Raw genomic sequence first — 18,754 nt, 5'->3', positions numbered from 1 at the left:
CGGTGATTGACTTATTTATTGAGAATCATTATCATTCAGTTATCGTTTCGACACAGGAAGCCAGATGCCCGCTACGCCCAACTCCTTCTCCGTTCTGAGCCATCCTTCGCTCGACCAGTCGGGCGGTGGCACACTTTCGTCGCCAGTCGCCCGGCCGGTGCCGCTGGTCGAAAGCACCGATCTGCTCCGTGGCAGCAAGACGGTTGGCATCATGCACAACGGTTCGCTCTACCGCCTGCAGGCCACCAAACTCGGCAAGCTGATCCTCACGAAGTAGTCGATCAGCCCGCCCCTCGCGCAAGTTTCATCGTGGGGCGACTCGAGGAGATCATTCTCCGAAGGGTCGTTTTTTGCTAGCCAACGGTTCGCCGACTAGCCAAGCTTTTTTTCCACCTTGAGACCGCTTCAACGAAAACGCCGACCCTCAGGTCGGCGTTTTGCTTTGCAGCGTCGGTGGCGACTCAGAGGCCGAGCGCTGCGATGCCTGCCTTGGCCACCTGGGCGTCTTCGTTCGACTTCACGCCGCTCACGCCCACCGCCCCGATCACGTGGCCGTCCTTGACGATCGGCACGCCGCCTTCGAGCAGCCCCTGGACGGCCGGTGCGGTCAGGAACGCAGTGCGACCGCCATTGATGATGTCCTCATAGACCTTGCTGTCGCGACGGCCCATGGCGGCAGTGTGGGCCTTGGCCGGTGCGATGTGCGACGACAGCGCCGCTGCGCCATCCAGGCGCTGCAGCCAGAGAAGATGGCCTGCGTCGTCCGATATCGCGATCGTCACAGCCCAGTTGTTCTTGAGCGCTTCGGCTTCGGCAGCCGCCGCAATGGCCTTGACGTCGGCGAGTTCGAGAAAGGACTTGGTCTTCATGGCTGGAACGGTGGTTGGAAAACCTGTGAGCATAGCGCGCGCATTCGCCCGGCAGTTGCCGGATGCCCGCGCAGGGGCTTGAGATTTTTGTCACGAACGGGCAGGCCGGCGTCCTAAAATGCGCGTTGAGCTGCAGCCCCGCAGCCTATCTCCAGGAGTTTCAGCAATGAACGACCGCGTCAACACCCTCGACACCGCCGTCGGCTATGGCCAGACCCTGCCCCAGGCGGACCGCCAGCGCGTCCTGCGCAACACCTACTGGTTGCTGGCCCTGAGCCTGCTGCCCACCGTGCTGGGCGCCTGGATGGGCGTAGCCACCGGCATCACGCGCTCGCTCACCGGCGGGCTCGGCCTGGTGGTGTTCATGGTCGGTGCTTTCGGCTTCATGTTTGCCATCGAGAAGACCAAGAATTCTGCCGCCGGGGTCCCTGTACTGCTGGCCTTCACCTTCTTCATGGGCCTGATGCTGTCGCGGCTGATCGCGATGGTGCTGGGCTTCAAGAACGGCTCCGACCTCATCATGATCGCCTTCGGCGGCACGGCTGGCGTGTTCTTCGCGATGGCCTCGCTCGCCACGGTCATCAAGCGCGATCTGTCCAGCATGGGCAAATGGCTTTTTGTCGGCGCGATGGTGCTGATGGTGGGCGCGGTCATCAACGTGTTCGTGGGGTCCAGCGCCGGCATGATGGCGATCTCGGTGGCCGCCATCGCGATCTTCTCGGCCTACATGCTGTACGACCTGAAGCAGATCATGGACGGTGGCGAGACCAACTACATCAGCGCAACGCTCGCGCTGTATCTGGACCTCTTCAACGTGTTCCAGAGCCTGCTGGCGCTGCTGGGGATCTTCGGCGGCGAGCGCGACTGATCGGTTCCCCCGCTTCAAACAAGAAAGGCCCCGTCGGGGCCTTTCTTCATGGGCGCTCGAAGACGGCGATCGATTCGACGTGCGCCGTGTGCGGGAACATGTTCACCACGCCGGCCGCCGTGCAGCGATAACCCGCCTGGTGTACCAGCAGGCCGGCGTCACGCGCCAGCGTCGACGGATTGCAGCTCACGTAGACGATGCGCTTGGGCGCTGTCCAGCCTGAAGGCAGCCCTCCCTCCTGCTGGTGCAGATCGGCCAATGCCTTGGCCAGCGCGAAGGCGCCTTCGCGCGGCGGGTCGACCAGCCACTTGTCGGCGGCGCCATCGGCCACCAGCATCTCCGGCGTCATCTCGAACAGGTTGCGCGCGACGAAGCGGGCAGGCGCGAGCGCACCGCGAGGCGAGACGGCCGGGCGATTTCGTTCGAAGTTGTCCGTTGCCCGGGCAACCAGCGTGTCGCTGCCCTCGATGCCCAGCACCTCGCGCGCACGCGTGGCCAGCGGCAGCGTGAAGTTGCCCAGGCCGCAGAACCAGTCGATCACCCGCTCGTCGGCCTGAACGTCGAGCAGACGCAGCGCTCGCCCGACCAGCATGCGGTTGATGTGGGGATTGACCTGCGTGAAGTCCGTCGGCTTGAACGGCATCGTCACGCTAAAGGCCGGCAAGGCATAGGACAGCACCGGACCGCCCTCGTCCAGCAGCTTGACGGTATCGGGGCCTTTCGGCTGCAGCCACCACTGCACGCCGGGGTTGAGCGACGCGAAGTCGCGCAGGCGTTGCAGGTCCGCGGCCGAGAGCGGTTCGAGGTGGCGCAGCACCAGAGCGATCACGCCCAGCCCGGTGCCGTCCGGCGCATCCCCGCAGGCCAGCTCGATCTGCGGGCAGGTGGCGTGGGCATCGAGCGAACCGATGAGCGCGCGCAGCGGCATCAGCATGTCGCTCACCCGCACGGGAAGCACGGGGCACACCTGCATGTCGGCGAGATAGCGGCTCTTGCGCTCGTGAAAGCCGATCAGGACCGTGCCCTTCTTCACCACGTGGCGCACCGACAGACGCGCCCGGTAGCGGTAATGCCAGGCCGGCCCTTCCAGCGGACGCATCATGTTCTCGGGCTTGACCTTGCCAAGGTGCCAGAGGTTGTCTTCCAGCGCACGTTGCTTGACCGCCACCTGGGCGGCCGCATCGAGGTGCTGCATCTTGCAGCCGCCGCAGGCACCCGTGTGCAGCCCGAAGTGCGGGCAGCCGGGACGCACGCGCTGCGACGATTCGCGGCGGATCGCACTGACCGTGCCTTGCGCCCAGTTGTTCTTCTTGCGGTGCTGGTTGAACTGCACTTCCTCGAAGGGCAAGGCACCTTCAATGAACACCACCATGCCATCGGCCTTGTGGGCCACGCCCTGGGCATCGAGGTCGAGCGACTCGACGGTCAGCCATTCATCGCGGGCATCGGTGGCGCCTGGGGCAGCGCCGCCTTTTTCTGTCTTTTCGGTCATGGGGGATTGTCTCAGGCGGCCCGATGCCGCACGGCGCGCACCGGTCGCGCCGTTGGGGGATGCGGCGGCCTACTGGCGCGAGGGCAGATAGCGCGCCGGGTCGACCGGCTTGCCCTGGCGGCGGATCTCGAAATGGAGCTTCACGCGGTCGGCATCGCTGTTGCCCATTTCCGCGATCTTCTGCCCTTTCTGCACCGACTGGTCTTCCTTCACCAGCAGCGCCTGGTTGTGCGCATAGGCGGTGAGGTAGGTATTGTTGTGCTTCAGGATGATGAGGTTGCCGTAGCCGCGCAGCCCGGCGCCGGCGTACACCACCCGCCCGTCGGCGGCGGCGAGCACCGAATCACCCGCCTTGCCGCTGATGTCCAGCCCCTTGTTCTTGGCCTCGTCGAAGCCGGCGATGAGCGTACCGTGCGCCGGCCAGATCCAGCCGAGGTCTTCGTCACCCGAGGCGGCTGCAGGCGGGCTCGCCGGCCTGGCCGGCGCGCTGGCCGCCGCCACGGGTGCTGTGGGGCTCGACGGCGTGACCGTCGGCTGGGGCGTGACCGGGCGCGTGACCACGCCATTGGGCTCGATCGTGGCCGGCGCCGTCGCCGCCACAGTGGCGCCCGGCGCGATCACCCGCAAAACCTGCCCGACTTCGATCAGGTCGGGGTTGTCGAGGTTGTTCCAGCGCGCGATGTTCTGCCAGGTCTGGCCGGTCTCGTTCGCGATGCGGCGGATGGTGTCGCCGGGGCGCACGGCGTAGTAACCGGGCTTGCCATAGTTCTCGATCCCCGGCAGCGGTTTGCCGGACGCGTCGGTGGTGATCGGTGGAAGGCCCGGCGCAGGCGGCGTGGTGCCGCCATTGCCACGGGCCATGATGCCGCGGTCTTCGACCGGCACGGGGCCGCTCGGCGACGCACACCCTGCAACCACGAGCATCGACGCCAACATCAAACCAGCCGCCCAGCGCCGATTGCCAAATCCCTGCATGTGTTCGTCCTTCAAGCAATCCCCGATTTTAGGGGGACAAAATGAACCGCCTCAAGAACACGGCGTTGCAGTCCCGTGACGGTTTTATCGATCACGACCAGCGCCTGCCCGCCACCGGGCGAATGGGTCGGCGCCACGATGCGCCCGCCGACCGCCAACTGCTCGACCCAGGCGTCGGGCACGGCCTCGCCGCCCGCCGCCGCGATGATGCCGGCATAGGGCCCGCCCTTGGCATAGCCCACCATGCCGTCGCCGAGCAGCAGGTGCACGGTCGCCAGCCGGAACGGCCGCAAATTGGCCCGGGCGCGCTCGTGCAGGCCGCGGAGTCGTTCGATGCTGTAGACCTCGCTCGCCACATGGCTCAGCACGGTGGCCTGATAGCCGCAGCCGGTGCCGATTTCCAGCACGCGCCCCAGCCGGTCGTTCGGCTTGCCGGCGAGCGCCGGTGCACCCAGCAGCAGTTCGATCATGCGCGCCACCACGTTGGGCTTGGAGATCGTCTGGCCCAGGCCGATCGGCAGGCTCGTGTCTTCATACGCCTGGTTGACCAGCGCGCTGTCGACGAAAAGATGCCGCTCGACCGTGCCCATCGCCCGCAGCACGCGCACATCAGCCACGCCCTGTGCGGCCAAGCGCTGCACCATCCGCGCACGGATGGCGTCGGAGGCCATCGAGGGCGTGGTCGGCACCAGCGGGCGAACGGGCACGGCGGGCTGCCGGCCGCGGGTGACGGCGGACGCCGTCGGCGTGAGACGCACCGGAAACCCGGGCCTCGAGGGCGGCTTGGACGACATCAGCGGCTTCTTCCGCTGCGCGGTGTTGGGCGCACCGTCACCGCAGCAGACGCGTCACGGTGTCGCGCCATTGCCCGAGGTTGGCGTGGTCCGTCAAGTCGATCTGCAGCGGCGTGAGTGCCACATGGCCTTCGGACGTGGCGTGGAAATCGGTGCCCTCGCCGCTGTCCTTGGCGCCACCGGCACCGGCGATCCAGTACATGGTCTCGCCACGCGGACTTTCCTGGGTGATCACCTTCTCCGCCGCATGCCGGCGACCGAGGCGGCACACCTTGATGGGCTTCAACTCCTCGAACGGCCGGTTCGGAATGTTGACGTTCAGCAACCACGCCGGCCCTTCGAGCATGCGCTCGCGCACGATGCGTTCGACCAGACGGCGCGCAACGCGGGCGGCCGAATCGACATGCGCCCAACCCTTCTCGATCTGCGAGAAGGCAATGGCGGGAACGCCGAAGAGGTAGGCCTCCATTGCCGCGCCGACGGTCCCCGAATAGATGGTGTCGTCGCCCATGTTCGCGCCGTTGTTGATGCCTGAGACGACCAGGTCGGGCTTGTAGCCCAGCACACCCTTGAGCGCGATGTGCACACAGTCGGCCGGCGTGCCCGTGACGTAGCGGAAGCCGTTGTGGGCCTGGTGAACATACAGCGGCGCGGCCAGCGTCAGGGCGTTCGACTTGGCGCTGTTGTTGTGCTCGGGGGCGATGACCTCGACATCGGCGAAGTCCTTGAGCGCTTCGTGCAGGGCGACGATGCCGGGCGCCTGGAAGCCGTCGTCGTTGGAAATGAGTATCTTCATGGCGTCTGGGAGTGCGCGCGATTGTAGGCGCCGGGTCGGTCGCCGCAGGGACAAGAACCGCGTTCCTGGCACCCTATCATGGCGCGCATTCCCTGCCCGAGCGACCCATCGAAGGAGACATCTGCATGCATGCCTGGCTTTGCGAAAACCCCACCGGCGTCGACGCGCTGACCTGGAGAGAACTCCCGACGCCCACGCCCGGGCCGGGACAGGTGCTCATCGAGATCAAGGCGGCCAGCCTGAACTTTCCCGATCTGCTGATCGTGCAGAACAAGTACCAGATGAAGCCGCCGCTGCCCTTCGTGCCGGGCTCGGAGTACGCGGGCGTCGTGCAGGCCGTCGGCGATGGCGTCACGCACCTGAAGCCCGGTCAGAACGTCGCCTGCCTCTCCGGCACCGGCGGCTTCGCCACGCATGTAGTCGCACCCGCCGCGCAGTGCATGCCCTTGCCCGCGGGCTTCGACCTGGTTGATGCGGCCGCCTTCATCATGACCTACGGCACCTCGTGGCACGCCCTCATGGACCGGGCGCAACTGAAGGCCGGAGAAACGGTGCTGATCCTCGGTGCCGCAGGCGGCGTCGGGACGGCCGCGATCCAGATCGCCAAGGCCGCAGGCGCGACGGTCATCGCCGCGGCGTCGACCGACGAGAAGTGCGCGCTCTGTGAATCGCTCGGTGCCGACCGCAGCATCAACTACTCGACGCACGCGCTGCCGACCGGCTTTCGCGATGCGATCAAGGAAGCGACCGGCGGCCGAGGGCCCGACGTGATCTATGACCCGGTCGGCGGCGACTTCGCCGAACCGGCATTTCGCTCCATTGCATGGCGCGGCCGCTATCTCGTGGTCGGGTTCGCCGGCGGTGGCATTCCCGCGCTTCCGTTGAATCTGACGCTGCTCAAGGGCGCATCGATCGTCGGCGTATTCTGGGGCGACTTCGCTCGGCGCGAGCCAAAGGCGAATGCACACATGATGTCGGAATTGGCGGCCTGGTATGCACAGGGAAAGATCAAGCCGGTGATCGACAGCACCATGCCCATGAGTGAATTGAAAGCCGCCTACGCCCACATGGGTTCGCGGGGCGTCAAAGGCAAGCTGGTGATGGTGAACTGACCTCGCACAGCGCCAATGCAACACCAATGAAAAAGGCCCGCATCTGCGGGCCTTTGTCCATTGCGCTCACAGCGCGAACGCCTTACTTGATCTCGTAGTCCGACAGCGACTTGCCGGCGGCCAGGACCTCGGTGACCCAACGCGGCTTGCGGCCACGGCCACCCGACCACGTCTCGCCGGCCGGACCCCGGTACTTCGCGGCCTTTGCAGGTGCAGCGCTCACGCTGCGCTTGCCGCCCGCCGCCCGCGTGGACAACTTGAGGTCTGCAGCCGTCAAACCGAATTCCGCAATCTTCTGGCGAATCTCCTCGATCACGCCTGCGCGCTCGTGATTGCGCAGTTCCTCGGCCTGCTTGCGCAATTGCGCAATGTGCTCTTCGTTCTTCTTGATCTGCGAATTGATGTCGGCGAGCGTAGATGCCATTTGAGCGTCCCAGGGTCGGTTAAAGGAAAACCAAATTTTAATTGAGAACGCAATAGCCACAAGTGCCCGAAACCCGAAATGCCAAAAAAAAAAGCGCCCGTCTTACAACGGGCGCTTTTTATACAAAGCAGTTGGGGTGGCTGATGGGACTCGAACCCACGACGACCAGAATCACAATCTGGGACTCTACCAGCTGAGCTACAGCCACCGCAGAGCCGTCGATTATAGCGTCAGAAATCAGCGGCTGGCCACCTGATTCAAATCAGGCCGGGGCACCAGGATTTCCGCCTTGTAGCGCACCTTCAGCACGTTGTAATAGGCGAGGTTCTCGGCGGCAGCCACCGCCTGTGCGAACTGCTCGCTCTCCTGCTTCGCAACGTCTGCGGACGGCGCCGCGCGGCCGAGGCTCTTGACGATGCGCAGCACCGCATAGCCGTCGGCGCCCAGATCGACGCCTGTCAAGGCCGGCAATTGGGTTGCATCGGCACGCAGCGCGGCCTCGACGATCGCTTGCGGCTGCGATTGCGGGTCGATGCGCGACAGCGTCACCGGTGGCGTCAGCGTGGCGCCGGCCGTGTTGCTGCGCCAGGCCGCCAGCTTGGCTTCGCCGTCGGCCTTGGCGAGCGCCGCTGCCTTCTCGGCCACCAGTTGCGTGCGCACCTTGTCCTTCACCTCGGCCAGGGGCACGGTGCGCGCGGGCGCGTATTGCGCGATGCGACCGGACGCGAGCTGGTTCGGGCCGATCTCGATCGCCTCCGTGTTGTGCTTGCGCTCCAGCGTGTCGGGCGCGAACAGCGCCTTGAGGAAATTGGCACTGGCCAGCGCACCGGTCGCACCAGGCGCCGGCGTGCGTGCAACGTCGCTGGCCTTGCGGATGGTGAGCTTGAGCTTGTCGGCCGCCGGCTGCAGGCTGTCCGGCTGCTGGTACACGGCGTCGGTGAAGGCTTCGGCGGCCTTCGCGAATTCCTGCGTGGCCTGCTGGCCGCGGACCTCGTTCTCGATGGCGGCACGCGCCTGTTCGAAAGGCTGGACCACGCCCGGCTTGATGTCGTCGAGCTTGATGATGTGATAGCCGAACTCGGTCTCGACGATGTTGCTGATCTCGCCTTTCTTCAGCGCGAACATCGCGTCCTCGAAAGGCTTGACCATCGCGCCGCGCGACACGAAGTCCAGGTCGCCGCCCTTTTCCGCGGACCCGGGGTCCTGCGAGTTCTTGCGGGCAACCGCGGCGAAGGTCGCGGGGGCCTGCTTGACGTCGGCCAGCAGTTGCTCGGCCTTGGTGCGGGCCGCATCGCGTTCGGCCTTCGCGGCGCTCGGTGGCGCGGTGATCAGGATGTGGCTGGCGCGTCGCTCTTCGGGCGTGCCGAAGCGGGCGCCGTTCTGCTCGTAATAGCTCTTGAGATCGGCCTCGCTCACCGAGATGTTCTTCTTCGCGGCGTCCAGGTCGAGCACCAGGTACTCGACGCTCGCCTGCTCGGGCGCCTGGAACTGCGCGGCGTGATCCTTGTAGTAGGTCTCGATGTCCGCGTCGTTCACCGTCACCTTCGACGTGAAATCGGCCGGCTTGAAGCGTGCGATCTGCACCTCGCGGCGATCGAAGAACGCGTCGAGTGTCGGCTGCGCCTGGGCTGGCGTCGCGAAGGCCGTGCCCGTCACGCCGAGCAGCACCTGCTGCGTCGCCATGCTGCCGCGCACGGCCGCTTCGTACTGTTCGGGGGTCTGGCCGGTGGCCATCTGGAAACGCTCGCGATCGAAGCGACCGTCCGCGGTGCGGAAGGACGCCAGGCCGGCGTCCTCGGCGAACAGGCGTGTCAGCCGCTCTTCGGAGACCGTCATGTTCGTCTTTGCGGCCGCAGCGGCCAGCACGCGGTCGCGCACCATGCGTTCGAGCGTTGCGTAGCGCGCGGCATCCGAATCGAGCAGGGCCGGGTCGACGTTGGGCGATTGGCGGCGGATGCGATCAACCTCGTTGCGATGCTGCATGTCCCATTCCGGACGCGTGATGTCGTGACCGTCGACATGAGCGACCTTCTCGCCCTTCTGGTCGCCCTGGTAGCGATCGACACCGAAGAGGACGAAGGACGGAATGATCAGCACGAACAAGACGCCCATGACGATCTTGTTGTACTTGCGGAAGAACTCGAACATGCTTGAACGCTCTCTCTGTGACGGTTGCCGATGGCAAAACAAAAAAGGCGAACTCGTGTTCGCCTTATTGCCGGGTGGTGGGTGCTGAGGGGCTCGAACCCCCGACCTACGCCTTGTAAGGGCGCCGCTCTACCAGCTGAGCTAAGCACCCCCGAGGAAGAAGTATCTCAGTTCAGCGCGTCTTTCAGCGCCTTGCCCGGACGGAACTTCGGGATCTTGGCGGCCTTGATTTTAATCGCGTCGCCGGTGCGCGGATTGCGACCGGTGCGCGCAGCGCGCTTGCCCACTGCGAAAGTCCCGAAACCGACGAGCGACACGGAGTTGCCCTTCTTGAGCGTGGTACGAATGGCGCCGATGGTGGACTCGAGTGCGCGCGTGGCGGCGGCTTTGGAGATGTCGGCGTTTTTTGCGATGTGCTCAATCAGTTCGGTCTTGTTCACAAGGGCCCCTCAGAGGAAAAGTGGATCGGGCGTCAGATGCAGTGGCCGGCCCCGCGATGGAGCCTTTGGCACGCGAATGGATGGCAGCGCTGACGTGTCGGCAGCAGACTGCCAACAAGGATTACAACCACAGGGCTACGGGGTGTCAATAAGTCACACGGCCGCGCGGCCCCGCGGGGAGCGCGATTTTAGGGGCGTTTTGTGAAGTCGTTTTTTTTCAAAGCGCCTCGGCGATGGCGCGGCCCAGATCGGCCGTGCTTGCATTTCCACCGATGTCGCGCGTGCGCGGCGCGCCGCTTTGGGGCGCAAGCACTTTCTCGATGGTCGCCAGGATCGCGTCGTGCGCGTCCTTGTGGCCGAGAAATTCCAGCATCATCGCGCCGCACCAGATCTGCCCGATCGGGTTCGCGATGCCCTGCCCGGCGATGTCGGGCGCAGAACCATGGACCGGCTCGAACAGCGACGGCGTCGTGCGTTCGGGGTTGAGGTTGGCGCTGGGCGCGATGCCGATGGTGCCGGTGCAGGCCGGACCGAGGTCCGACAGGATGTCGCCGAACAGGTTGCTCGCGACCACCACATCGAAGAAGTCGGGGCGCTGCACGAAATGCGCAGTGAGGATGTCGATGTGGAACTTGTCGAGCGTGATGCCCGGGTAGTTCTTGGCCATGGCGGCCACGCGTTCGTCCCAGTAGGGCATGGTGATCGCGATGCCGTTCGACTTCGTGGCGCTCGTGAGGTGCTTCTTCGGCCGCGACTGCGCGAGCTCGAAGGCGAACTTCAGCACACGGTCGACGCCCACACGCGACATCACGGTTTCCTGCATCACGATCTCGCGCGGCGTGCCTTCGTACATCCGCCCCCCGATGCTCGAATACTCGCCCTCGGTGTTCTCGCGCACGATGTACATGTCGATCTCGCCCGGCTCGCGCGGCGTGCCGTCGCGGCGCACCACGGGCGCGATGATGCCGGGCATGAGGCGCGCAGGGCGCAGGTTGATGTACTGGTCGAAATCGCGGCGGAACAGCAGCAGCGAACCCCACAGCGACACGTGGTCCGCGATCTTCTCGGGCCAGCCGACCGCGCCGAAGTAGATGGCGTCGTGACCGCCAATCTGGTCCTTCCAGTCGTCGGGCAGCATCTTCCCGTGCTTCTCGCAGTAGTCCCAGCTCGAGAAATCGAAATGGTCGAACTTCAGGTCGATGCCGAACTTGCGTGCCGCGGCGTCGAGCACGCGGATGCCCTCGGGCATGGTCTCCTTGCCGATGCCGTCGCCGGCGATGACTGCGATGCGATGGGTGCTCATGGGAAAAGTCCTTGAAGGTTTTGTCTCAGGATCGGAAGAAAGAGAGGGCTTCGCGCACGACGTCGTCCGGCGCCTCTTCGGGAATGTAGTGGCCGCACGGCACCGTGCCGCCCGATACGTCGTCGGCGCGCTCGCGCCACAGCGCAAGCACGTCGAAGCATTGGCCGACCACGCCGTGCGCGCCCCACAGCACGCGCAGCGGCTGCATCAGTCGGCGGCCGGCCGCGATGTCTTCGCGGTCGTGCGCCAGGTCGATGCTGGCGGATGCGCGGTAGTCCTCGCACACTGCTTCGGCGGTGCCGGGAACCGCAGCACAGCGTTCGTACTCGGCCAAGGCTTCAGGCGCAAAAGGCGCCAGGCCGGCATGCCGGCCGCCCATCACACTGCGCACGTAGCGCGACGGGTCGGACGCGAGCAGCGCCTCCGGCAAGGGCGGTGGCTGGATGAGAAAGAACCAATGCCAGTAGGCACGCGCGAAGGCCTCGGAGGTGTTCTCGTACATCGCGAGCGTGGGCGCGATGTCGAGCAGCAGCATCCGCTCGACAGCCTCAGGATGATCGGCCGCAAGGCGATGCGCCACGCGCGCGCCGCGGTCGTGCGCCAGCACCTGGAAACGATCGAAACCGTGGTGTTGCATCACCGCCATCGCGTCGGCGGCCATCTCGCGCTTGCTGTAGACCCGATGCTCGGCGTCGGGCGCCGGCCGGCCCGAATCGCCGTAGCCGCGCAGGTCCATCAAGACGACCGTGAAGCGCTGGGCCAGCGCCGGCGCCACACGGTGCCAGATGACATGGGTCTGCGGATGGCCGTGCAGCAGCAGCAATGCCGGACCGTGGCCGCCGATGCGCCCGTGCAGCACGACGCCGTCGCGCGACACGTCAAAGGGAGTGAATTCGTTCAGCACGGCGCGATTGTGCGTTGCCGGCTCGAAGGCTTCAAGCAACAATCATCGAATTGATTATTTCCATCGAGGCCGGAATGGAACGCGCCGATCTTGAACTCGTCACCACCGTACACGCCCGCGGCAGCCTCTCGGCGGCCGCTGCATCGCTGGGCGTCGCGCCGTCGGTCGTGACCAAGCGGCTGGCCGCGCTGGAAACCCGGCTCGGGCAGCGCCTGTTCGAGCGCACGACGCGCCGCCTGCACCTCACGCCCGAAGGCGAGGCGGTGTGCCTGCACGCGGGAAAACTGCTCGAAGGCTTCGCGGCCCTGGAAGCCGAGCTGAGCGACCGGCAGACCGCCCTGCGCGGCCCCTTGCGCATCGCAGCCACGCTGGGTTTCGGCCGCCGCTGGCTCGGGCCGGCACTGGCCGAATTCCAGCAGCGCCATCCCGCGCTGCAGATCGATCTGGCGTTGAGCGAGCGCCTGCCCGACCTGGGCGCCGACGGCTACGACGGCGCGCTGTGGCTGTGGTCGGTGCAAGGCGCGCGCAGCTCGCAATGGACCTCGCGCCGCCTCGCGCGCAACCAGCGCATCGTCGTCGCGTCGCCGGACTACCTGGCGCGCCACGGCACGCCGCGCGACCCGGCCGACCTTTCCAGCCACGCCTGCCTGGTCGTCCACGAGAACGCCGACGCCCACGGCGCTGCGCCTGCGCACTGGACGCTCCGGCACGACAAGGACAGCGCGCTGGTGCGGGTACGCGTGCAGGGCCCGCTGTCGAGCAACTCCGGGGAGCTGGTGCGCGACTGGTGCCTGGCCGGCCGCGGCGTGATGCTGCGCAGCCTGTGGGACATCGCACCGCAAATCGCGTCGGGTGAATTGCAGCGCGTGCTGCCCCAGTACGCGATGCCCGACGCGGACATCCACTGGATCGCGCCGTGGCGACCCAAGACGCCCCGCCGCGTGCGCCTGCTGGTGGACTTCCTGGCCGAGCAGTTCCGCGGCGAGCCCTGGAAGCCTTAGCCTTTCGGTGCACGCACCACCAGGCTCACGCCCACCGCCGTGATCGCCGTGCCGAGCAACGTCAGCGCCGTGATCGGTTCCGAGAACAGCAGCCACGCCATGATCGCGGTGGTCGGTGGCACCAGGTACAGCAGGCTGGTCACGGCCGCGGCGGAGCCGCGCTGGATCAGGATGTAGAAGAGCGAGCTGCCGCCCAGCGACAGCACCAGCACCGACCAGGCCATGGCGCCGATCGAATAGGCATTCCAGACGATGGGCGCGGTCTCCATCAACGCGAGGGGCAGCGTCGCCACCATGGCCGCGGCGAACTGCACCACGCTCGCGCTGCGCACATCGCAAGGCGCCACGAAACGCTTCTGGTAGAGCGTGCCCACCGTGATCGACAGCAGCGCCGCCAGGGCCAGCGACAGGGTCTGGAGGCTGACCTCGGCGCCGTCGCCGAACTTGCGCGACACCACCAGGACCAGGCCGGTCAGGCCCAGCAGCAGCCCGGCCCACTGACGCCGCGTGATGCGGCCGCCGCGCATCGAGAGCCACACGCCGGTGAGCACCGGCTGCAGGCCCACCAGCAGTGCGACGAGGCCGGAGCCCATGCCGGCACGCACCGCGGCCCAGACACCGGCCAGGTAACCGGCCTGCACCAGCACGCCGGTCATCATCAGATGGCCCCACTGCGCACGCGTGGCCGGCCAGGCGACGCGCGCCAGCACCGCCCACAGCCCGAAGGCGGCGAACGTCAGCGCATAGCGCACGGCCAGGAACTTGAGCGGCGGCGCATACGGCATGCCGTAACGCGCCACGATGAAGCCGGTTGCCCAGATCAGGACGAACACGCCCGGCATCACGCGCAGCCAGCCGGCGGCGCGTGCCGCGGGTGTCATTTCGCGCGGGCCCGGATCTCGGGAATGGCCTTCTGCAGGTAGTACACCATCGACCAGACGGTGAGCACGGCAGAGATCCAGATCAGCCACTGGCCCCACACGCCGGTCTCGATGACGCCGAACAGCACGCCGTCGAACAGCAGGAAGGGGATGGCCACCATCTGCACGACGGTCTTGACCTTGCCGATCATGTGCACCGCCACGCTCTTGCCGGCACCGATCTGCGCCATCCATTCGCGCAGCGCGGAAATGGCGATCTCGCGGCCGATGATGATCAGCGCGACGAACACGTCGGCGCGGTTGAGGTGCACCAGCACCAGCAGCGACGCGCAGACCAGGAACTTGTCGGCCACCGGGTCGAGGAAGGCACCGAAGGCCGAGGTCTGGTTGAGCTTGCGCGCCAGGAAGCCGTCGAGCCAGTCGGTGGCCGCGAACACGATGAACATCACCGTCGCGAGGAGGTTGCGCATCGGCTCGGCGATGGGCAGGTAGAACACGCCGACGATCAGCGGGATCGCGACGATGCGCGTCCAGGTCATGATCGTTGGCAGGGTCCAGAACATGCCGCGATTGTGCATGACCCGCATGTCCCTTCTCGTCGGCTGCGGCCTCAGTGCAGCGCGCGGTAGATTTCTTCGGCCAGGTCGATGGCGATGCCCTCGACCGAGGCGATGTCTTCCACGCTAGCCGACGCCACGCCCCGGATGCCGCCGAAGCGCTGCAGCAGGCGGGCCCGGCGCTTTGGGCCGATGCCCGGGATGTCTTCCAGCTGGCTGCCACCGACGCGCACCTTGGCGCGCTTGGCCCGCATGCCGGTGATGGCGAAGCGGTGCGCCTCGTCGCGGATCTGCGCGACCAGCATCAGCGCCGCCGAGTCCTTGCCCAGGTAGACCTTCTCGCGACCATCCGCGAACACCAGTTCTTCCAGGCCGACCTTGCGGCCCTCGCCCTTCTCGACGCCGACGATCAGCGACAGCGGCAGGCCCAGTTCGCCGAACACCTCACGGGCCATCGACACCTGGCCCTTGCCGCCGTCGACCAGCACCAGGTCGGGCATGCGCGCGGCCTTGGTGGTGGGCGGCGCGTCGCTGCCCACGCCTTCGGCGTCGCCGGGCGGTGGCGCATCGCTCTCGGCGGCGATCACCTCGGCGAGCTTGCCGTAGCGACGGTGCAGCACCTGGCGCATCGCGGCGTAGTCGTCGCCGGGCGTGATGCCGTCGATGTTGTAGCGGCGGTATTCGCGGTTCTGCATGGCGTGGTGCTCGAACACCACGCACGAGGCCTGCGTCGCCTCGCCAGCGGTGTGCGAGATGTCGAAGCATTCCACACGGAAGTTGTCGAGGTCGTCGGGCGCCAGCTCGAGCGCGTCGACCAGCGCGCGCGTGCGCGCCTGCTGCGAGCCCTCTTCGGCCAGCAGCCGCGCCAGTTGCAGCTGCGCGTTCGTCTGCGCCATCTCGAGCCAGTGGCGGCGCTGCTCGCGCGGCTGGAACACCGCGGTGATGCGGATGCCGGCCTGCTGAGACACCGCCTCGATCAGCTCGCGCCCGACCTGCTCGCTCAGCACCAGCGTGGCCGGCACCGCCACGTCGATGTAGTGCTGCGCGATGAAGGCTTCGAGCACCTGCGACTCGATCGACAGGGCGTCGCCCTCCTCCGCTTCGAGCGCGCTGTCGTGCATCTGCGCGGCATCGTCGACGTGCACCGGGAAGTACGCGCGATCGCCCAGGTGGCGGCCACCGCGCACCATCGCCAGGTTGACGCAGGCGCGTCCGCCCAGCACCTGCACGGCCAGGATGTCGACGTCCTTGTCCGACGCGATCTCGATCGACTGCTGGTGCAGCACGCGCGACAGCGCCGACATCTGGTTGCGCAGCTCGGCCGCCTGCTCGAACTCCAGCTTCTCGGCGTGCATCGTCATGCGCGATTCGAGCTGGTTCAGCACCACCTGCGTGTCGCCCATCAGGAAGGCTTCCGCATTCGCCACGTCCTGCGCGTAGGCCTCGGGCGTGATGTAGTCCACGCACGGCCCGGTGCAGCGCTTGATCTGGTAGAGCAGGCACGGCCGCGTGCGGTTGGCGTACACCGTGTCTTCGCAGGTGCGCAGCTTGAACACCTTCTGCAGCAGCTGGATCGATTCCTTCACCGCCCAGGCGCTCGGGTACGGCCCGAAGTAGCGGTGCTTGCGGTCGGTCGCGCCGCGGTAGTAGGCCAGGCGCGGAAAGGTGTGCGCCGCGATCTTCAGGTAGGGATAGCTCTTGTCGTCGCGAAACAGGATGTTGTAGCGCGGCTTGAGCGTCTTGATGAGGTTGTTCTCGAGCAGCAGCGCCTCGGCCTCGGAGCGCACCACCGTCGTCTCCATGCGCACGATCTTGCTGATCATGTGGCCGATGCGCGTGCCGCCGTGGCTCTTCTGGAAGTAGTTGGCGACCCGCTTCTTCAGGTTGCGCGCCTTGCCCACGTAGAGCACGGCGCCGGCCGCATCGAAATAGCGGTAGACGCCGGGCAGGTTGGGCAGGGCTGCGACTTCGCTGAGGAGTTGATCGGAATGCACATCGGACATGGCGGCTATTGTCTCGCGCGCCGCGGCCCTCTCGCTTGCACGACATCGGGCAGCTTTGGTTGGCACAACATGTGCTCACAGTTGACCCTGTCGTGATATTTTTCACGACGATCTCAACTAATAACAGTTCAATAACATTTATGAAGAGAAATCTCTCCTGGTGGGCCCTGACCCCGACCGCCCTCGCCCTGACGCTGCTGGCCTGCGGCGGCGGTGGTTCCGACAGCGGCAGCACGCCGACCACGCCGGCCCCTGTCCAGACGACGCCTCCGGTGGCCGTCGACAACAGCTGCCTCACCAGCACCACGGCAACGCCGGTGGTGGTCGGCTCGGGCGATGCGGGGGACCCGGCCGCACCGGAACCCGCGTCCGGCTACGTGGTCGGCCACAAGGTCGTCAGCGCCAGGACCTTCATGGTGGTGGCGAACCATCCGCTGGCCACCAAGGCCGGCTGCGACGTGCTCAAGGCCGGCGGCAGCGCCGCCGATGCCGCCATCGCGGTGCAGGCCGTGCTGGCATTGGTCGAGCCGCAGTCGAGCAGCCTCGCAGGCGGCGCCTTCATGCTCTATTACGACGCCAAGACCAAGAAGGTGCAGGCCTACGACGGCCGCGAGACCGCACCGGCGGCCGCCACCGCCAACTACCTGCGCTACGTCGACGACACCACCGACCAGACGCTGCCCAAGCCCAGCGCCCGCGCCAGCGGCCGCTCCATCGGCACGCCGGGCGTGATGCGCATGCTCGAGATGGCCCACGGCGACCATGGCAAGCTGGCATGGAAAGACCTGTTCGGCGAAGGCACCCGCCTGGCCAGCGATGGCTTCAAGGTCGGCGGTCGCATGGCGGCGGCGATCGCGTCGTCGGCATCCAACCTCAAGCGCGACGCCGAAGCGGCGGCCTACTTCCTCGATGCCGCCGGCAACCCCAAGCCGCTGGGCACGACCCTCACCAACCCCGCGTATGCCGAGGTGCTGAAGGCCATGGCCAGCCAGGGCGCCGACGCGATGTACACCGGCAAGATCGCCGAGGACATCGTGGCGAAGATCCAGATCACGACCGGCGCCGACGGCTCGGTGATCACACCCGGCAAGACCACGCTGACCGACCTGAAGAACTACAAGCCGATGCGCCGCGAACCGGTCTGCACCACCTACCGGGCCTACTACGTGTGCAGCATGTCGCCGCCGTCGTCGGGCGGCATCGGCGTGCTGTCGACACTGGGCATCCTGGAGAACTTCAACCTGGGTCTGCATGCGCCGTCGCAGGTCGATCTCGAAGGTGGCAAGCCGTCGGTGATGGGCGTGCATCTGGTGGCCGAGGCCGAGCGTCTGGCCTACGCCGACCGCGACAAGTACGTGGCCGACACCGACTTCGTGCCGCTGCCCGGCGGCAGTGCCGACACGCTGCTCAACAAGACGTACATGCGCTCGCGCGCCAACCTGATCGACTTCAGCAAGAGCATGGGCACGGCCGTGGCCGGCGACTTCGGCGTGCCGCCGGTCGGCATCGACAAGACGGTCGAACATGGCACGACGCACTACTCGATCGTCGACAAGGACGGCAACGTGGCCTCGATGACCACGACGGTGGAATCGACGCTGGGCTCGTACCACATGAGCCACGGGATCATGCTGAACAACCAGCTGACCGACTTCAGCGCCAATCCGATCGATCCGGTCACGAGTGCGCCGGTGGCCAACCGCGTCGCGCCGGGCAAGCGCCCGCGCAGCACGATGGCACCGACGCTGGTCTTCAACGGCAACCAGCCCGGTGACTTCCTCATGGCGACCGGCTCGCCCGGCGGCGGCACCATCATCCAGTACGTGGTGAAGACCGTGGTCGGCGCTCTCGATTGGGGCCTGGATGCCCAACAGGCCACCTCGCTGGTCGATTTCGGTGCGACCAACAGCCCGAGCACCAATGTCGGCGGCGAGCATCCGAACGTGGACATCACGAACGGCGGCAACAACGACCCGCTGATCCTCGGCCTGCGCGCGCTCGGCCACACCGTGGCGACGGGTTCCCAATCGAGCGGCATCAGCACCATCATCCGCAAGCCGGCCAGCGGCGGCCCGATCCTCACCGGCGGCGCCGACCCGCGCCGCGAAGGCATCGTGCTCGGCGATACTTTCACGCCCTGACGCCAGCGCGCCGGCTCGGCACCCCGAAGCCCCCGAGGTCGCGAGG

General features: G+C 66.7%; 18 protein-coding genes and 2 tRNA genes. 5 read left to right on the top strand and 15 right to left on the bottom strand.

The annotated features are described in order from the left end of the window. The first annotated feature begins 64 nt into the window (after positions 1–64). Positions 65–277, top strand: a complete 213-nt coding sequence (gene hemP, locus ACSFA2_RS03020) for a hemin uptake protein HemP (RefSeq protein ID WP_435453819.1) — start codon at positions 65–67, stop codon at positions 275–277. A 184-nt stretch (positions 278–461) separates the two neighbouring features. Here hemP and ACSFA2_RS03015 read toward each other — a convergent pair whose 3' ends face one another. Further along, positions 462–869, bottom strand: coding sequence for a GlcG/HbpS family heme-binding protein (locus ACSFA2_RS03015; RefSeq protein WP_435453818.1), 408 nt, complete (start codon positions 867–869; stop codon positions 462–464). 166 nt (positions 870–1,035) lie between these two features. Between ACSFA2_RS03015 and ACSFA2_RS03010 the strand changes: the two genes are divergently transcribed. Continuing rightward, positions 1,036–1,737 (top strand): Bax inhibitor-1/YccA family protein, encoded by a 702-nt coding sequence (locus ACSFA2_RS03010; RefSeq protein ID WP_435453817.1) that lies wholly within the window; start codon positions 1,036–1,038, stop codon positions 1,735–1,737. Positions 1,738–1,783: 46 nt separating this feature from the next. Here ACSFA2_RS03010 and rlmD read toward each other — a convergent pair whose 3' ends face one another. The 4 genes from rlmD to surE all read right to left on the bottom strand — a co-directional run bounded on the left by rlmD (position 1,784) and on the right by surE (position 5,794). After that, positions 1,784–3,229 (bottom strand): 23S rRNA (uracil(1939)-C(5))-methyltransferase RlmD, encoded by a 1,446-nt coding sequence (rlmD, locus tag ACSFA2_RS03005; protein WP_435453816.1) that lies wholly within the window; start codon positions 3,227–3,229, stop codon positions 1,784–1,786. A 69-nt stretch (positions 3,230–3,298) separates the two neighbouring features. Further along, a complete protein-coding gene (locus ACSFA2_RS03000) occupies positions 3,299–4,204 on the bottom strand; it encodes a peptidoglycan DD-metalloendopeptidase family protein (RefSeq protein WP_435453815.1) in 906 nt (301 codons plus the stop codon). Positions 4,205–4,215: 11 nt separating this feature from the next. Further along, positions 4,216–4,998, bottom strand: coding sequence for a protein-L-isoaspartate(D-aspartate) O-methyltransferase (locus ACSFA2_RS02995; protein ID WP_435453814.1), 783 nt, complete (start codon positions 4,996–4,998; stop codon positions 4,216–4,218). Positions 4,999–5,035: 37 nt separating this feature from the next. After that, complete coding sequence (surE, locus tag ACSFA2_RS02990) at positions 5,036–5,794, bottom strand: 5'/3'-nucleotidase SurE (RefSeq protein WP_435453813.1); 759 nt, start codon at positions 5,792–5,794, stop codon at positions 5,036–5,038. Positions 5,795–5,919: 125 nt separating this feature from the next. Here surE and ACSFA2_RS02985 point away from each other — a divergent pair, with 125 nt between their 5' ends. Further along, positions 5,920–6,906, top strand: a complete 987-nt coding sequence (locus tag ACSFA2_RS02985; protein WP_435453812.1) for an NADPH:quinone oxidoreductase family protein — start codon at positions 5,920–5,922, stop codon at positions 6,904–6,906. A gap of 82 nt (positions 6,907–6,988) precedes the next feature. On the opposite strand, the gene ACSFA2_RS02980 is transcribed toward ACSFA2_RS02985, so the two are convergent. The 7 genes from ACSFA2_RS02980 to ACSFA2_RS02950 form a co-directional block, all read right to left on the bottom strand. Next, positions 6,989–7,330 carry an H-NS histone family protein gene (locus ACSFA2_RS02980; protein WP_435453811.1) on the bottom strand — a complete coding sequence of 114 codons (342 nt, stop codon included), beginning with the start codon at positions 7,328–7,330 and terminating at the stop codon, positions 6,989–6,991. A 132-nt stretch (positions 7,331–7,462) separates the two neighbouring features. Continuing rightward, positions 7,463–7,538, bottom strand: a tRNA-His gene (locus ACSFA2_RS02975). 29 nt (positions 7,539–7,567) lie between these two features. Continuing rightward, positions 7,568–9,478, bottom strand: coding sequence for a SurA N-terminal domain-containing protein (locus tag ACSFA2_RS02970; protein WP_435453810.1), 1,911 nt, complete (start codon positions 9,476–9,478; stop codon positions 7,568–7,570). A 75-nt stretch (positions 9,479–9,553) separates the two neighbouring features. Beyond that, a tRNA-Val gene (locus ACSFA2_RS02965) sits at positions 9,554–9,629 on the bottom strand. Positions 9,630–9,645: 16 nt separating this feature from the next. After that, positions 9,646–9,918 (bottom strand): HU family DNA-binding protein, encoded by a 273-nt coding sequence (locus ACSFA2_RS02960; RefSeq protein WP_140842779.1) that lies wholly within the window; start codon positions 9,916–9,918, stop codon positions 9,646–9,648. A 217-nt stretch (positions 9,919–10,135) separates the two neighbouring features. Next, a complete protein-coding gene (locus tag ACSFA2_RS02955) occupies positions 10,136–11,221 on the bottom strand; it encodes a tartrate dehydrogenase (protein WP_435453809.1) in 1,086 nt (361 codons plus the stop codon). Between the two features lie 25 nt (positions 11,222–11,246). Then, complete coding sequence (locus tag ACSFA2_RS02950) at positions 11,247–12,122, bottom strand: alpha/beta fold hydrolase (RefSeq protein WP_435454164.1); 876 nt, start codon at positions 12,120–12,122, stop codon at positions 11,247–11,249. A gap of 77 nt (positions 12,123–12,199) precedes the next feature. On the opposite strand from ACSFA2_RS02950, the gene ACSFA2_RS02945 reads away from it, so the two are divergent. Next, the gene (locus ACSFA2_RS02945; RefSeq protein WP_435453808.1) at positions 12,200–13,126 is read left to right on the top strand and encodes a LysR family transcriptional regulator; all 927 of its coding nucleotides are present in this window, start codon (positions 12,200–12,202) and stop codon (positions 13,124–13,126) included. Here ACSFA2_RS02945 and ACSFA2_RS02940 read toward each other — a convergent pair. The 3 genes from ACSFA2_RS02940 to uvrC are packed head-to-tail and all read right to left on the bottom strand — an operon-like array spanning position 13,123 to position 16,567. After that, on the bottom strand, positions 13,123–14,007 hold the full coding sequence (locus tag ACSFA2_RS02940; protein WP_435453807.1) for a DMT family transporter: 885 nt from the start codon (positions 14,005–14,007) through the stop codon (positions 13,123–13,125). The genes ACSFA2_RS02945 and ACSFA2_RS02940 overlap by 4 nt on opposite strands. After that, entirely contained in the window at positions 14,004–14,570 is a 567-nt protein-coding gene (gene pgsA / locus ACSFA2_RS02935; RefSeq protein ID WP_435453806.1) for a CDP-diacylglycerol--glycerol-3-phosphate 3-phosphatidyltransferase, read from the bottom strand. The genes ACSFA2_RS02940 and pgsA overlap by 4 nt, the downstream gene beginning before the upstream one ends. A gap of 47 nt (positions 14,571–14,617) precedes the next feature. After that, positions 14,618–16,567: an excinuclease ABC subunit UvrC gene (uvrC, locus tag ACSFA2_RS02930; protein WP_435453805.1), complete on the bottom strand. Its 1,950-nt coding sequence runs from the start codon at positions 16,565–16,567 to the stop codon at positions 14,618–14,620. Positions 16,568–16,707: 140 nt separating this feature from the next. On the opposite strand from uvrC, the gene ACSFA2_RS02925 reads away from it, so the two are divergent. Further along, complete coding sequence (locus ACSFA2_RS02925; protein ID WP_435453804.1) at positions 16,708–18,708, top strand: gamma-glutamyltransferase family protein; 2,001 nt, start codon at positions 16,708–16,710, stop codon at positions 18,706–18,708. Positions 18,709–18,754: the final 46 nt, after the last annotated feature.

The organism is Variovorax cryoconiti (assembly GCF_051216395.1).
Classification (GTDB): Bacteria; Pseudomonadota; Gammaproteobacteria; order Burkholderiales; family Burkholderiaceae_C; genus Variovorax.
The sequence above is the reverse complement of the archived record's forward strand: the minus strand, read 5'-3'. Positions and strand labels throughout refer to the sequence as shown.

Coding starts and splice junctions, on each gene's coding strand:
- pgsA (WP_435453806.1), bottom strand. CDS start 14,570: ATGTTCTGGACCCTGCCAACGATCATGACCTGGACGCGCATCGTCGCG.
- hemP (WP_435453819.1), top strand. CDS start 65: ATGCCCGCTACGCCCAACTCCTTCTCCGTTCTGAGCCATCCTTCGCTC.
- ACSFA2_RS02995 (WP_435453814.1), bottom strand. CDS start 4,998: ATGTCGTCCAAGCCGCCCTCGAGGCCCGGGTTTCCGGTGCGTCTCACG.
- ACSFA2_RS03000 (WP_435453815.1), bottom strand. CDS start 4,204: ATGCAGGGATTTGGCAATCGGCGCTGGGCGGCTGGTTTGATGTTGGCG.
- ACSFA2_RS02955 (WP_435453809.1), bottom strand. CDS start 11,221: ATGAGCACCCATCGCATCGCAGTCATCGCCGGCGACGGCATCGGCAAG.
- ACSFA2_RS02940 (WP_435453807.1), bottom strand. CDS start 14,007: ATGACACCCGCGGCACGCGCCGCCGGCTGGCTGCGCGTGATGCCGGGC.
- ACSFA2_RS03015 (WP_435453818.1), bottom strand. CDS start 869: ATGAAGACCAAGTCCTTTCTCGAACTCGCCGACGTCAAGGCCATTGCG.
- uvrC (WP_435453805.1), bottom strand. CDS start 16,567: ATGTCCGATGTGCATTCCGATCAACTCCTCAGCGAAGTCGCAGCCCTG.
- ACSFA2_RS02985 (WP_435453812.1), top strand. CDS start 5,920: ATGCATGCCTGGCTTTGCGAAAACCCCACCGGCGTCGACGCGCTGACC.
- ACSFA2_RS02980 (WP_435453811.1), bottom strand. CDS start 7,330: ATGGCATCTACGCTCGCCGACATCAATTCGCAGATCAAGAAGAACGAA.
- ACSFA2_RS03010 (WP_435453817.1), top strand. CDS start 1,036: ATGAACGACCGCGTCAACACCCTCGACACCGCCGTCGGCTATGGCCAG.
- surE (WP_435453813.1), bottom strand. CDS start 5,794: ATGAAGATACTCATTTCCAACGACGACGGCTTCCAGGCGCCCGGCATC.
- ACSFA2_RS02945 (WP_435453808.1), top strand. CDS start 12,200: ATGGAACGCGCCGATCTTGAACTCGTCACCACCGTACACGCCCGCGGC.
- ACSFA2_RS02970 (WP_435453810.1), bottom strand. CDS start 9,478: ATGTTCGAGTTCTTCCGCAAGTACAACAAGATCGTCATGGGCGTCTTG.
- rlmD (WP_435453816.1), bottom strand. CDS start 3,229: ATGACCGAAAAGACAGAAAAAGGCGGCGCTGCCCCAGGCGCCACCGAT.
- ACSFA2_RS02925 (WP_435453804.1), top strand. CDS start 16,708: ATGAAGAGAAATCTCTCCTGGTGGGCCCTGACCCCGACCGCCCTCGCC.